The 13,835-nt window shown below is 68.6% G+C and carries 10 protein-coding genes and 2 pseudogenes; 5 read left to right on the forward strand and 7 right to left on the reverse strand.

Annotated features, from left to right (window positions below; genetic code table 11):
* Window positions 1–27 precede the first annotated feature (27 nt).
* The 3 genes from KI385_RS07060 to KI385_RS07070 are packed head-to-tail and all read right to left on the reverse strand — an operon-like array spanning window position 28 to window position 3,627.
* A complete protein-coding gene (locus KI385_RS07060) occupies window positions 28–1,071 on the reverse strand; it encodes an ABC transporter permease (RefSeq protein ID WP_425356879.1) in 1,044 nt (347 codons plus the stop codon).
* Window positions 1,064–2,560 carry a sugar ABC transporter ATP-binding protein gene (locus KI385_RS07065; protein WP_238577597.1) on the reverse strand — a complete coding sequence of 499 codons (1,497 nt, stop codon included), beginning with the start codon at window positions 2,558–2,560 and terminating at the stop codon, window positions 1,064–1,066. Before KI385_RS07065 ends, KI385_RS07060 begins: the two co-directional genes overlap by 8 nt.
* A gap of 14 nt (window positions 2,561–2,574) precedes the next feature.
* Window positions 2,575–3,627 (reverse strand): sugar ABC transporter substrate-binding protein, encoded by a 1,053-nt coding sequence (locus KI385_RS07070; RefSeq protein ID WP_238571356.1) that lies wholly within the window; start codon window positions 3,625–3,627, stop codon window positions 2,575–2,577.
* Between the two features lie 218 nt (window positions 3,628–3,845).
* On the opposite strand from KI385_RS07070, the gene KI385_RS07075 reads away from it, so the two are divergent.
* On the forward strand, window positions 3,846–4,562 hold the full coding sequence (locus KI385_RS07075) for a FadR/GntR family transcriptional regulator (RefSeq protein WP_238571357.1): 717 nt from the start codon (window positions 3,846–3,848) through the stop codon (window positions 4,560–4,562).
* Window positions 4,563–4,646: 84 nt separating this feature from the next.
* Here KI385_RS07075 and KI385_RS07080 read toward each other — a convergent pair whose 3' ends face one another.
* The 4 genes and pseudogenes from KI385_RS07080 to KI385_RS44560 all read right to left on the reverse strand — a co-directional run.
* A complete protein-coding gene (locus KI385_RS07080; protein WP_425356880.1) occupies window positions 4,647–5,087 on the reverse strand; it encodes a transposase in 441 nt (146 codons plus the stop codon).
* An 85-nt stretch (window positions 5,088–5,172) separates the two neighbouring features.
* Window positions 5,173–5,865 (reverse strand): anti-sigma factor family protein, encoded by a 693-nt coding sequence (locus KI385_RS07085; protein ID WP_238571358.1) that lies wholly within the window; start codon window positions 5,863–5,865, stop codon window positions 5,173–5,175.
* A complete protein-coding gene (locus KI385_RS07090; protein WP_238571359.1) occupies window positions 5,862–6,371 on the reverse strand; it encodes a sigma-70 family RNA polymerase sigma factor in 510 nt (169 codons plus the stop codon). Before KI385_RS07090 ends, KI385_RS07085 begins: the two co-directional genes overlap by 4 nt.
* Window positions 6,372–6,740: 369 nt before the next feature.
* Window positions 6,741–6,940 (reverse strand): annotated as a pseudogene (locus KI385_RS44560) (IS701 family transposase); the annotation flags it as partial.
* Window positions 6,941–7,091: 151 nt separating this feature from the next.
* Between KI385_RS44560 and KI385_RS07100 the strand changes: the two are divergent.
* The 4 genes and pseudogenes from KI385_RS07100 to KI385_RS07115 form a co-directional block, all read left to right on the forward strand.
* On the forward strand, window positions 7,092–7,787 hold the full coding sequence (locus KI385_RS07100) for a hypothetical protein (RefSeq protein WP_238571362.1): 696 nt from the start codon (window positions 7,092–7,094) through the stop codon (window positions 7,785–7,787).
* Between the two features lie 475 nt (window positions 7,788–8,262).
* Window positions 8,263–9,525, forward strand: a complete 1,263-nt coding sequence (locus tag KI385_RS07105) for a vanadium-dependent haloperoxidase (protein ID WP_238571365.1) — start codon at window positions 8,263–8,265, stop codon at window positions 9,523–9,525.
* Window positions 9,526–9,744: 219 nt separating this feature from the next.
* Window positions 9,745–12,252 carry an ATP-binding protein gene (locus tag KI385_RS07110; protein ID WP_238571366.1) on the forward strand — a complete coding sequence of 836 codons (2,508 nt, stop codon included), beginning with the start codon at window positions 9,745–9,747 and terminating at the stop codon, window positions 12,250–12,252.
* Between the two features lie 1,380 nt (window positions 12,253–13,632).
* Window positions 13,633–13,821, forward strand: a pseudogene (locus KI385_RS07115) (Rieske (2Fe-2S) protein); the annotation flags it as partial.
* Between the last annotated feature and the right edge of the window lie 14 nt (window positions 13,822–13,835).

A 13,835-nucleotide genomic window follows, 5' to 3' on the forward strand; every position in this document is an offset into this window, starting at 1 on the left:
GCCCGTGCGGGCCGTTGCCGGCGGGCCTCAGTCCTGGGCACGGCCGGTGGTGACGCGGGCGATCATCAGGGCGACCAGGATGATTCCGCCGTAGATGGCCTGGATCCAGAAGGACGGCACCTGGGCGAGGGTGAGCAGGTTCTGTACGACGCCGAGCAGCAGGACGCCGGTCAGCGCGCCAAACATGGTGCCCTTGCCCCCGTCGAGGCTGATGCCTCCGATGACCGCGGCGGCGAACACCGTAAAGATCATGTTCTGGCCCTGGTTGGCGTTGATGGCGCCGACATAGCCGGTCTGCACCAGGCCGCCGAGCGCGGCGAGCACCCCGGCGACCACGAACACGGAGAGCATCACGCGCTCCACCCGGATGCCGGCCGCCCGCGCCGCCTCCGGGTTGCCGCCGATCGCGTACAGGGCGCGGCCCCAGCGGTGGTACTTGAGCAACAGCCCCGCGGTGCCGAAGGCAGCGGCAGCCAGCCACACCGACATCGGGAGGGCGAGGAAAGTGCTGGTAGCGAGGGTGTAGAAGCTCTCCGGGAGGCCGAAGAGGGTCTTGCCCTGGGTGGCGCCGACGAGCAGGCCGCGCAGCACGATCAGCATAGCGAGCGTCACGATGAAGGCGTTGAGCTTGAACCTCACCACCATGACGCCGTTGAAGGCACCCACCAACGCGCCAGCCACCAGGATGGCGAGCAACCCCATGGCCGCCGGCCACTCGGCGCCGAAGCCGGAATTGGCTACAGGCAGCACGAGCAAGGCACCGAGTGCGGGCGCGATGCCGACCACCGACTCCAGAGACAGATCGAACTTGCCGGTGATCAGGACCAGGGACTCGGCGAGCACGACCAGCGCGAGGGACGCGGACGCGCCGAGGATGGAAATCAGATTGCGTTCGGTGAGGAACGAGTCGTTGACCAGGGCACCGAGCAGCAGAAGCAGCAACAGGGCCGGGACCAGGGCGAGTTCACGGGCTCTGCGCAGCAGTATGCTCTTGGCGGCGCCCGACGCGCCGGCTGCCGTGGCGGGCGCGTCTGTGGCTGCCGGGACGGTCCGGGCCTTGGTGTCAGCCACGGTCAACTCCTTCGATCGAGGCGATCAGCTCGTGGTCGTGCCAGCCCGCCGGGTGCTCCGCCACGACCCGGCCGTGGAAGAGGACCAGGACGCGGTCGCAGCGGCGCAGGTCGTCGAGCTCGTCGGAGACCACGAGCACGGCGGTACCGTCCTCGCGGGCGGTGTCGACGCGGGCGAGCAGCGACTCCTTGGACTTCACGTCCACGCCTGCGGTCGGGTTGATCAGGACGAGCAGGCGCGGCTCCGAGGCGAGCGCCCGGGCCATCACGACCTTCTGGGCGTTGCCGCCGGACAGATCGGATACCGGCTGGTCAGGACCCTCGGCGTGGATGTCCAGGCGCTGGATGAGGTCGGTGGCGAACTTGCGCTTGGCCGTGGTCCCGACGAGGCCATGCCTACCGAGCCGGTCGAGGACACTCATGGTGGCGTTGTCGCCGATGGTCATCCCGGAGACGAGACCCTGGTCGTGCCGGTCGCGGGGCACACAGGCGACTCCGGCCTGCAGCGCGGCGGAGACATCCCCGAATGGCAGGTTCTGACCGGCCAGTCGGGCCGTCCCGGCGTCCGGCTTGTAGAGTCCGGCAAGGGTCTCGGCGAGCTGGATTTTGCCGCTGCCACTGGACCCGGCAAGGCCGACCACTTCACCCTCTCGGATGGTCAGGGCGATGTCGGCGTACACCTCGCTGCTCAGTCCTCGTACGTCGAGCAGCACGGGCGAGCCGTCGGGCACGCCGGCGCGCGCGCCACGTTCCCGGTCGGCGATCTCCTCGCCCGCCATGGCCTCCACCAGGGCGGCGCGCGGTAGTTCGGCGACCGGTGCGGTGGTGATCCAGCGGGCGTCGCGCAGCACGGTGACGGTCTGGCACACCTCGTACACCTCCTGCAGGTGATGCGAGATGAGCAGGAAGGTCACACCGGACTCCTGGAGGCCACGCATGCGGTCGAAGAGCCGCTCGATCTCCTTGTTGTCGAGCTGTGCCGTTGGTTCGTCGAGGACGATGAACCGTGCACCGCAGCTCAACGCCCGGGCGATCTCCACCATTTGGCGACCCTCGACCGAGAGCTCCGCGGTGATGGCGTCGGGCGCGACCCGCACATCCCAGGTATCGAGCAGCTCGACGGCCTCGGCCTGCATGCGGCGCCAACTGATGAGGCCGCCGAGGCCGGTGGGCTGGCGGTTGATGAAGAGGTTCTCGGCGACGGTGAGTTGGGGGACGACGGTGGGCTTCTGGTAGACGCAGGCGACCTTGCTGCGCCAGGCGTCGCGGTCGGTGAGGGGCGGCGCCGGCTCACCTTCGAAGGTCACCGTGCCCTCGTCGGGGGCCTGCAGCCCGGTGAGGATGGAGACCAGGGTGGACTTTCCGGCGCCGTTGCGGCCGACGAGGGCGTGCGACTCGCCGGGTACGACGGTCAGCCGGCCGTCGCGTAGGGCGACGGTGGGGCCGAAGCGCTTGACGATGCCCTCGGCCACGACCAGTGGGTGGGTGATGGTGTCGACGGCGTTCACTTGACGGTGTTTCCCCACAGACCGGGGTCGTCGATGTTCTCCTTGGTGACCAGCGGCGCGTACAGCTGGTCCTCCAGGGCGCCGTTCGGCAACGTGACGATCGTCGAGTTGTGGTCCGTCGGGCCTGGCTCGAAGGTCTTCCCGGCCATCGCCGCCTTGATGTAGTGCATGGCGTACTTGGCGTACGCGTCAGCGGGCTGCGAGACCGTGGCGTCGATCTGGCCCTTGCGGATCGCGGCGAGCTCCTCCGGAATGCCATCGTTCGAGACAACGGCGATGTGCCCCTTCTCGCCGACCTTCTTCAGCATCCCCTTGGCCTTGAGGATCTGCAGGGTCGGCGCGAGGTAGACGCCACCGGCCTGCAGGTAGATCCCCTTGATGTCCGGGTTGGCGTTGAGCAGCGTATCCAGCTTGGACGCGGCCGCGTCCGACTCCCACTTGGCGGGGATCTCCAGGACCTTCAGATCCGTGTACTTCTTCTTGATGCAAGCACGGAACGCCTCCGAGCGCTCCCGGCCGTTGACCGACGCCAGGTCGCCCATGATCTGCACGACCTTGCCGTGCCACACCTGCCCGCCGAGGTAGTCGCAGGCCTTTTCGCCGTACGCCACGTTGCTGGCCCGTACGACCATCGCGACCTTGCCCTTTTCGGGCGCGACGTCGACGGCGACGACCGGAACGCCCTTACGCTCGGCCTGGTCCAGGCTCGCGGAGATGGCGGCGCTGTCGAGCGGGGCCACAACCAGGCCCTTGACGTCCTGGTTGAGCTGGTTGTTGATGTCGGTGATCTGCTGCGTCGGGTCGCTGTTGGAGTTCACCGTCTTCATGGCCTCGACACCCTCGGACTTCGCCATCTTGGGGATGTAGTCGTTGTACGACTGCCAGAACGGCGAGGTCAGGAGCGGAAGGACGACGCCGACCTTGCCTTCTCCGCCGCTGGAGGCGGTGTCCTTGGTGCTTCCGCACGCCGACAGGGCGAGAGCGGCACAGGTGACCCCGGCCGCCGTTCGGACTGTCCGCGACGTGATTCTCAGAGTCCTTCTGGCCATTGCTGCGGCTCCTCACTGATGGCGCTGTACTGAATCGTGGGGGTTTGCTGGGATGTGCAGGAGATGGGGTCCGGGGCTCTTCACCGACCGAGTAAGACTATTCATCGGACCACTTAGCCACGTCAATGGGCTTCAGCCCGGCAGTTACCTCAGATTCGGCCGTGGTGGTCCGACCAATTGCGGATCTAGACTCCGCTTAGCGAACTACGGAGGACGATATGGAGACGCGCGCGGAACGGGCAGACGTACCGAAGGTAACGGTGGCCCAACGGGCCATCGACCGGATCAAGTCAATGATCGGAGAGGGGACCCTGGAGCCGGGGCAGCGGTTGCCCACAGAGCGTGAGCTGGCGGCACAGCTCGGCATCTCCCGCAGCTCCATGCGCGAGGCGATCCGCGCCCTGACCGTCATGGGCGTGCTCGAGTCCCGGCACGGTTCGGGGGTCTACGTCACCCAGCTCGACGCCGGTGGCCTCCTGGAGGCCTTCGGCGCCGTCGCGGGCCTTTCGCCCGGCCCGCGCCTGCTCGAACTCCTCGAAGTCCGACGGGTCTTGGAGTCCTCGGCGACGGGCTTGGCCGCGGCGCGTATCGGACCCGAGCAGCTGGCCGAGGTGGAACAGCACCTCAAAGCTATGGAGATGAGCAGCGACCCGGAGGAGATCCTCGCGCACGACCTCGCCTTCCATCGGGCCATCGCCACGGCCTCGGGCAACGAGTCCATGGCCGCGGTCCTCGACGGCCTCTCGTCAAAGACGTTCCGCACCCGGGTGTGGCGCGGCTACGAGGAAGAGAGCGCCTTCGAGCGGACCCACCTCGAGCACACGCGGATCTACGAGGCCCTGATCGACCGCGATCCGGAGTCGGCCCGCGCCGCGTCGTCCGTACACGTCGCAGGGGTCGAGCGGTGGCTGAGGAGGCAGCTGGACCACGGGTAGACCGCGCGCGGCACAGACCGACGACGATCAGGTCCCCCGCCGGGACAGGCGCGGGTCTCCATGACAGTCTCGCCACCGGAACGGTCAGTAGGGCCTGTGGATCCGCTGCCGACTCCGGTAGTTCCTGTCCGCCGCCTGGCCGGTGAACCCCCGCTGCTGTTTCGCACCGCCGCCTGCCGGCAGAGCCGCTTGACGCCGAAGGCGCCACGGTGATCCTCGACGAACTGGAAGCGGCTGCTCACCAGCTGGTCTCGGCCGCGAAATACTTCGCGGCCCTCCACAGGATCTCCCGCTCGAGCTCGAGTTCCTCACCCGCGCCCGCAGCTGCCGGTTCTCCTTCTCCATCGCGGTGGCCTCCACGACCCCGGGCCGGGCGACCTGCTCGGCATCCCGCACCCAAGTGCGGAGCGTCTCGTGGTTGACGCCCAGGTCCTTGGCCACCGACGCGTACGTCCCACTCGGGCTCGGGTGGTACAGCGTGACGGCATCGGCCCGGAACTCAGGCGAGTATTTCGACGTCCCCAACGGGAACTCCTGCCCTATGGATCTTCACGATCCAATGATCAGAGTGTCCACGATCAAGAGGTAACGCCCGGTGGTCGAGGCAAGGTCAGAGTGGTCGGGTCGTGGCGACCAGGCGTCCCGCATGGTCCATCACGGAGATGGATCGGATGTCGGGAAGGTGCAGGGCACTCGCCCCCGTCACAGCGGCGCTGCCGTTGGGGGTGATTGCCCAGGTGGCCGCCTGCTCCTTGCGGCCGTCTGCCGAGGAGACCTGGAGGATGAAGGGTCCTGGTGCTCCTGCGGGCAGGTCGGCCAGGGTGACGCTCACCGCAGTGCCCCAGGGCTTGGCCGTGAGCGTGGCACGGCCGGACACGGAGTACCCGGCGGCCGAGGTGAAGGCCGTGGCCGGGCCGGTCGAGTTCCGGAACGGCAGCATCGACCCCAGTCCGAGCCCGGCAACCACGATCAGGGCCGCAGCCAGTGCCAGCCACTGCCGACGAGCCCGGCGCCTGCGTGCGACATCGGCGGCGCGGACCTGCTCCAGCAGGCGGTCGAGCCCGGCCGACGAAGCCGGGGGCGCCGCTTCGGTGTCGGCCTCGCGCGTGGCCTGAGGACCGGGCGCGGACATGCCCGGGGCACGGCGGAGCAGTCCCGCCAGCGGGGCCGAGCGCGCGAGCTCGTCACGGCATTCCTGGCACGTGGGCAGATGGGACTCCAGGACGCGGCGGTCGGTCTCGCTGAGACCGCCCAGCACATACGCGCCGATCAGCATGCGCACGTCATCGTGGTCGGTACTCACCGTAGAACTCCCATTTCTTCAAAGGCTGCGCGCAGGTTGCGTACGGCGTAGTAAGCGCGGGACTTGACCGTTCCCTCCGGGATCGTGAGCCGTGACGCGGACTCGGCGACGGTCAGCCCCTCGAAGTACAGCGCCTGGATCACGTCACGATGCTCGCTGGACAAGCGTTCCAACGCTGCGGAAATCACGTGCCCCTCCAGCGCCGCCTCCACATCATCGGCAGAAGGTACAGCCGCGAGTGCCTCGTTGTCGTAGAGCGGTTCCGGACGCCGCTGCTCAGCGCGCCAGCCGTCGGTGAGCACGTTGCGGGCGATCGTGAAGAGATAGGAGCGGATGGTGACGTGGCGTGGCTCGATCTTGTCGATGCTGCGCCACGCCCGCAGCAGCGTCTCCTGCACGACGTCCTCCGCCTGCTCAGGACTGTGCACGTACCTGTGCACGAAGGAGAGCAGCACATCGTGGTGCTCGGTGTACAACGCAGTCATCAACTGCTCGTCCGGCGTCACGCTCGATGTCCTCGTCTCGCAGGCTGGGGTCGCTTGGAGCATCGCCGGGCCCAGCAGGCGGTGGACAGTCCGCGCCCCGGGGAGGCGCGGAACCAGATCCGATCCATCCGACTCACTTCCCTACATGACCGCACCGGCTGCGCCGTCTTCGAGGACGGCTGCGACATGCGGTTTCTTGTGTCCTGAGGCACTGATCGTGTGCCCTTGCCCTACGTATACGACGAGCTGGGGATTCAAGTTCATGCCGATGCCGGCGAGCGCGACGACCGGCTTATGGCCGGCGCCCGGCGCTCCGCCCGCGAGCGGGGCAAATCCGCCCGATCGACGCTGAGTCCGTCGCCCGGGTCGCCCTTCGGGAGCCCGACCTGCCATGAACTGTCGCAGGCACTGGTGGTCGATGCCCAGCCGCTCGCCATTGGCCGCATCGACTTGCGCCGTCCGCCCAGCGGCTGACCGCGCAGGTAGCTCACGCCCTTGCCCTGCTGGTCCGAGCTCCGCAGGGGAACGAACACCTCCGCCGCGAACGCCTCCAGCTCATCGCGTGAACGGCCCAGCTCGTCCGGAGCCATACGGACGAAGAACCGCCGGAACACGACCGTGACCAGCCCCCCGGCGCGCGCCACCCAACAAAGCATTACCGGTCGACCTGCGGGCTGAACCGGGTGCCGCAGGTGGTCGTACACATGACGGCAAGCCTCCCAACACTCAGGAGAACACGTCATGCGGAAGAAAAAGCTCGGCTGGGCCCTCGGCACGGGTGCGGCCATGATCCTCGGCCTGGGCGCCGCGGTCTCCGGGCTCTCCAGCGCGAACGCCTCGAGCCTGGACACGTCCGCCTCCACCAAAAAGCACCCGGTCAAGGTGGACGTCTTCGCGCCCAAGCCCGGGGACGACGCGGGCGTGGAGGGCAAGGGCTGGTTCGTGGACCTGAAGCTCTCCTTCCGGGGCAAGACCCTGGCCCGGACCGGCTTCAACGGGCTTCAGCTCACCGGCCCGGCCGCGCACAACGACATCACCCCCTTCCCCGGCACGTTCTCCACCGGCCAGGACGACAAGATCCCTGGACTGGTCGTGCTGGACTCCACCACCAACAGCACCCTCCCCGGCTTCTCCGGGCCCGGCACCAACCTGGCCAACCTGTTCAACCTCTCCGGCGTCACCAACCGCACCCCGCACAAGACCGAACTGTGGGACACCTGGATCGTCGGCGCCCCCATCGTGGGGCAGAACGTCGACACCACCCTGACCGTGGCCGTCGTCGACGACCTCAACCACGACGGCATCTACAACGACGCACCCGGCGTCGTGAAGGACCTCAACGGCGATGGGAAGATCGGCGCCAAGGACCTGAAGCGGATGGGCGTCGCCTCCAACATCGTCACCGTCCCCTTCCACATCAACGCCGACCCCGCCTGATCCCCGCCAGGTCAGGAGGGCGCCGCTGCTGGGCCTGTGAACGCCTGCGCGTGTGCCGCAGTGCGCGCCGGCGCTGATGAGACGGAGCGACGACGATGCCGTCTTCCCGTCTTCGTCTGCTGCTCCGTACGTGGTCCCCTGCGGACACCCGTTACTCGGCTGCAGACATGTCCGGGCACTTCCTGGGCTCGCCGGCTCCCCGGATACATCATTGCCGGCGCACGCCCGGCCACGCCGAAGACCGCCCCCGCTCGCAGCGGCATCCCTGGCCGCGGGCAGGGCGTCCGGTCCGACACGGCACCGTGCTCCGCAGGTTCCCGGGCCTGGGCCCCACGGCTTCGTCCGGGAACCTGCTGCGGCCGGTGCACGGTCCTCAATTCTCTACGTCCCGTCAATTCTCTACGTCCCGTCGCACATGACTGCCAGACGACCGGGCCGACACCCGGCCCCCACCTCACCATGAGGAGCTACTCCCATGAACTCCCCGAAGACCCGTGTGGCCCTGGTGGCCTCCACGGCACTGCTGGTCACCTCCGGCGCAGCGCCGAGCGTCGCCGCCGCCCCTGCGCCTGCGCACGGTCGCACCTCCGTGGCGCTCGCCTGGTACGACACCACAGCTGACACGATCGCGACGGCTGGCTCATCACTCCCTCCGGTGACCAACAGCCGTACCTGGGCGATCAGTTGGATCGCGGCGGCGCGGGCCCTGCAACACGTGCCGTCTGGGGTCGACCGTAGGGACTACCAGGACGCGGCGCTGGCCGCTGCGGTGCACCGCGCCCTGGTCGAGCTGGTGCCCACCCGTGCCCCGGAGCTGGATGCCGCCCTGCAGCAGACCCTGGATCAGACCCCCGACGGCCCGGCCGAGACCTTGGGCGCCGCAGCTGGCGAACGCCAGGCGCTGGAGGTCCTGCACGACCGCGAGGGAGACGGCCTCGATGCGGCCTCGGTGAACGCCCCCTTCACCGTGCCGCCGGCCGCGCCAGGCGTCTGGCAACCCACCCCGCCCGCGTTCGCCCCCGCCATCCAAAACGGCAGCCGGTTCGCCCGGCCCTTCCTGCTGAAAAGCGCCCGTCAGTTCCGACTGCCCGCGCCTCCCGCTCTGACGTCCAAGCGGTACCGGACCGACCTCAAGGAGGTTCGAGACTTCGGCGAGCTGAACAGCACCGTGCGCACCGCGCGGCAGACCGACACGGCCAACTTCTGGTTCGGCTCCTCGCTGGTCCTGTGGACCAAGCCGATTCGCGTCGCGCTCGCCGCCACCTCGCACCAGCCGCTGCGCAAGCAGGCCGAACTCGTCGCCCTGTCCAACGCCACGCTGGTGGACACCCAGATCGCCACCTCCGACAGCAAGTACACCTACCCGCTGTGGCGCCCCGTCACCGCGATCCGAACAGGCGTCGGCGAGATCCCTGCCGACCCGTCATGGACCCCACTGCACACCACCCCGGCGCACCCGGACTACCCCAGCGGCCACAACACCTACGCAGGCGCGGCGGAAACCGTTCTCACCGCCCTCGTAGGACCGCGCACGGCCCCGTTCACCCTGACCAGCGGCACCGCACCAGGCGTCGTCCGTACCTACACCGCATGGCACCAGCTCACGCTGGAGAACATGGACGCGCGGGTCTGGCTGGGCATCCACACCCGACTCGCGGACGAGGCCGGGGTCACACTGGGAACCGATGTCGCCAGGTACGGCCTGAACCACGCCCAGTCGCTGTTCCAGGAGCACTGAATCGGCCAGGCGAACACCGCCTCGACTGTGCGCAAGCCCCTGCTCCGCTGCCGGTCGCCCGTGGACCCCGCCCGGCCAGAGGCTGGGCGGGGTCCACCGTGAACCACTCCTGACCGGCCGCCCCGGCGCGGGCCACGACGGCGGCCGGGTCGTCTTCGAGGGCGGGGATCCTACGGCATTCTCCGCCCCAGCCGCCGCGCCTTGCGCTACAAAAGGCGGATGGGGGACGTCCATAACGAGTTCAGCGGTACGGCCTTCGGCCCGGTCGTGCAGGCGGGCAGCATCGGCACCCTGGTGCTGCCGCCGCCCACGCCGGTGGTGCTCGCCGGCCTGCCACCGGCGCCGGAGATCTTCGTCGGCCGGGACCGGCTGCTGACGGAGATCTTGGAGGACGTACGGCCACGCAAGGCGCCGCTGCGGCTGCAGGGCACACGTACGGCGGTGCGGAAATGGCGGAGCTCCGTCGATACGTGGGAGCAGGGCAGGACGGTGGTGATGCTCTCCGGGCCACCGGGCGGCGGGAAGACCGGCCTGGCACTGCGGGCCGGGCATGAGGCGGCAGTCCGCAAGTGGTACAACCACCAGCTCTACGTGGACCTGCGGGCCTACGAGGACCCCTCGTTGAAGCCCGATGTCGTCGGGGCGCTCGGCGCACTGCTGCGCGCGCTGGGATTTCCCGCGGAGACCATGGGCGAGACCGTGCAGGCGCGCTCGATGCATTACCGCTCCCGGCTCAGCGGCTTGGCGCGGTGCGGGCATCCGGTCCTCGTGCTGCTGGACAACGCGTCCTCACACGAACAGATCGAGCCACTGCTGCCGCCCCACCCGCGCAACTGCACGCTCGTCATCGGCCGGCAGCGACTGGCAGGCGCCGGACTCACGGGCGCACGGCAGCGCCGGGTCACCGTCTTCGACGAGGCGGAGGCCGTCGCCTTCCTCCAGATGGCCATGACCAAGGCCCGGCCCGGCGACGAGCGGGCGGGCGACCTCACGGACCTCCGGGCACTTGCGGAGGTGTGCGGGCACCTCCCGCTCGCGTTGGACCTTGCGGTGGCCAAGCTCGTGGCCGTCGAGCACATGCCGGTCCAGGCCCTCGTCACCAGGCTGCGGGAAGCCTCCGGGCCGCTCGATCTCGGCTCCGGTACCACCGCGGTACGGGCTGCCTTCGATCTGTCCTACGCCCGGCTCCCACCGGAACAGGCTCGGCTCTTCCGCCTGGTCTCACTGCACCCCGGATCCCACTTCCCCACCGAGGACGCCGCCGAGTTGACGGGTCTGCCGCTCTCCGAGGTCACCGCTCACCTGGAATCGCTCGCGAACGCCCACGTGGTCGCGGAGAGCGGCGCGCAATACGGCACATACCGGCTCCATGACGTGCTCCGGCTGTATGCGCGCGAGCGCGCCGAGCGGGAGGACCCGGATACCGTCAGGCGGCATGCCGTCGCACGGCTGTTGCGCCATTATGTGCGGATCGCCCGTCAGGCCGACGCATGGCTCAGGTACGGCTCGACCCGTGGCGCAGGTGACCGGTTCGCCGACCGGGCGTCGGCGCTGCGATGGCTCGACAGCGAGAACCCGGCGCTGGTTGGCGCCGTGCGGCTGGCCGCCGCCTCCGGCTTCCCCGCCGACGCGACGGCGCTGGCCCTGCCTCTGACCTCGTACTTCGATCTGCGCAAGCACTGGGCCGACTGGACCGGCGTCCACGAACTGGCCGCCCGCTGCGCCCGTGAGACCGGTGACCACACGAGCGAAGGCGACCTCCTCCGACACATCGGGCGCGCGCACGCCCAGCGGCGCCGGTTCGATGACGCCCTGGACTGCTACCACCGGGCCCGCAGGGCGTACCGAACGGCCGGAAACGACCAGGGCACCCGGGTGGTGCTCGGCCAGGTCCTGCGCCTCTTGCAGGACGTCGAAGTCTCACCTTGGGCCGTGGCCAAGGCGATCACCCGATACGAGAGGGTCGCGGAATTCTGCCGTGCGGCGGATGACCCCACGACGCTGGCGAACGTCCTGACCAACCTCGGCAACCTCCACTACAACAACGGTTCCTACACCAGCGCATCCAACTGCCACCTGGAGGCGATGGCGGTACGCAGACGGGCCGGGGACGTACGCGGCGTGGCTCAGTCGCTGGTCAATCTCGGCAATGTGGCCCGCCGCAAGGCGGACCCCGGGCAGGCGGCCACCGATTACGACCTCGCCTCCAAGCTGTTCCGCGATGCCGACGACCGGTACGGTGAAGCGCAGGCCCTGGAGAACCTCGGCCTGACACACCTCGCCGCCCGAAATGTCCGCGCCGGGCGCGCCGCGTGGCGCGCCGCCGCCGATTGTTTCGCCGCGGATGGCCATATGGAGGAGTCCGAGCGGTTGCGCAGAGCGGTGGAGACGCTCGGCAGACGGCGGGAACGTCGGGCACTGCTGCAAGCCCTCACCGGCCGAACCACCTTCGGCGCGGGCATGATTGCCGGGGTCTCCGGGCAGGCCGCGGGTGACTCAGCCGGCGGCTCCGGCCAAAGTGACCACGACGGCGACCATGATCCGCAGCAGGGTCACGATGACCACATCGGCGACGGTCACTCCTTTGACGCAGCCGGTGCGCACGAGCCGCAGAACGTCATCAACATCGAGCACACCGACGTCGTACCGGACCACGGCAACGGCTACGGCGTCATGGACGACGATCATGACCACTACGACGACGACCAGGACCACGACTGGGACTGAGCAGATCTTCCGGCGCGCCTTCGGTGGCCGACGTGCCGTCGGTGGCAGGTCAACGGCCCGCGGAGCTCGGCTCCAGGTTGGCCCACCGGCCGGAGAATGAACTCGTCCTCTCTGCAAGGCTGTTCACTCGGTTCGCCGACGGAATCGGGGTCTGCGGCGTCCCTGGTCTCGTATCGACGGCAGGTACCCCGCGCCGTCGGCCGGCCTACGGGTGACCCGCGCGATCCGGCCCTGGCTGTCGGTCACGTAGGCGGTCAGGGCCTGGCCACCTCCGGCTCCCATGCCGCTCGCACACGAGATCGGATACAACATGTACGCCGTTGCCAGAGGTATGGCAACGGGCGGAAGTACGACGCCGGATCGGCCTGCCCCACACACTCGAACCCGGCCTTGTCCATGCCTTCAATCTCCACTGTGCGTCGCACCGGCAGCTGCAACCCTTCAGCGCCGTGGTCCACACCGCATCGGCCGCCCGATGCGCTCAACGATTGCGGTCAGCATCTCAGCAGTGGCAGCCCGGCGGACCTCGGGGTGCTCGCCATACTCGCGCAACGTCACTGGATCACGTTGAAGGTCGCTCTCCGCCGGAGAGGTGTAAGACCATTCCGCCAGGTTCGCTGTACCTCAATTCACTGATCCGATGGATTCCGCCATATATCCACTTTGGCTCGAAGGCGCGATTCCGCAGACTGGGCCGCGTTCGTGATCATTTTCAACAGCTTGAGGAGACAGCGTCCGCGTCTCGCAATGGCGATTCGGGCGAATTGATCGGAGACCGGGGCAGCCGAGAGCGCTTACCGCCATGCACAACTCCCAATCCCGGTTAGCGAAGCCGGGCATGACGGCCACGGCCTCCGGAACGTCCTCCCCGCCGACGCGGGGGTGTTTCGTCTGACCGGTGACCGCCAAGGCCCGCCTCCCTGTCCTCGCTGCGGACGACTTCTCCTTCACGACCGTACGGAAGTGACCGCGATAGCCCCGGAGCACTCCGCACCGACGGAGACGAACCGCTTTCGACACGCGAACGGGCCGGAGACCTCGCGACAGAAGAACCACCGACTCTACTGGCGCCGGTGCACCCCGAGGCTCCAGAAGGGTGAATCGCTGCTGGAGCACCTTAAAGGCAACTGCCGCCCAATCACGTACAGATGTCCCGACGACTCCGTGTACGGGCGCAGGAGGACCTGGCGCTCGGGACGGCCCTCCTACGGATGTGGCCGTCCGTTGGGGAGGAACTGGGGAGTTTCACAGTGCTGGGGAGCGCATGGGGAGAATCGCCTGCGTAAAACGGCATGACCCTGAAAGCTCCTGAAAGTTGGATCTCCGCAGGTCAGACGAGCCCTGAGCCGCATACCCGCAGGTCAGAGAAGTTCGGTAGAGGACTTCAAGGCGTTCTCCGCGGTCTGCACCCATGCGGGCTGCCTCGTCGGCGAGGTCTCCGGCGGCACCATCAACTGCATGTGCCACGGCAGCAAGTTCGACGTCACCGATGGCAGCGTGAAGGACGGCCCCGCCACCAAGGGGCTGGCGCCCGCCAAGGTGAACGTCAAGGGCGGCTCGGTCACCCTCGGCCGACCGGAGCG

Source organism: Streptomyces inhibens, from assembly GCF_022221585.1.
GTDB classification, from domain to species: Bacteria; Actinomycetota; Actinomycetes; order Streptomycetales; family Streptomycetaceae; genus Streptomyces; species Streptomyces inhibens.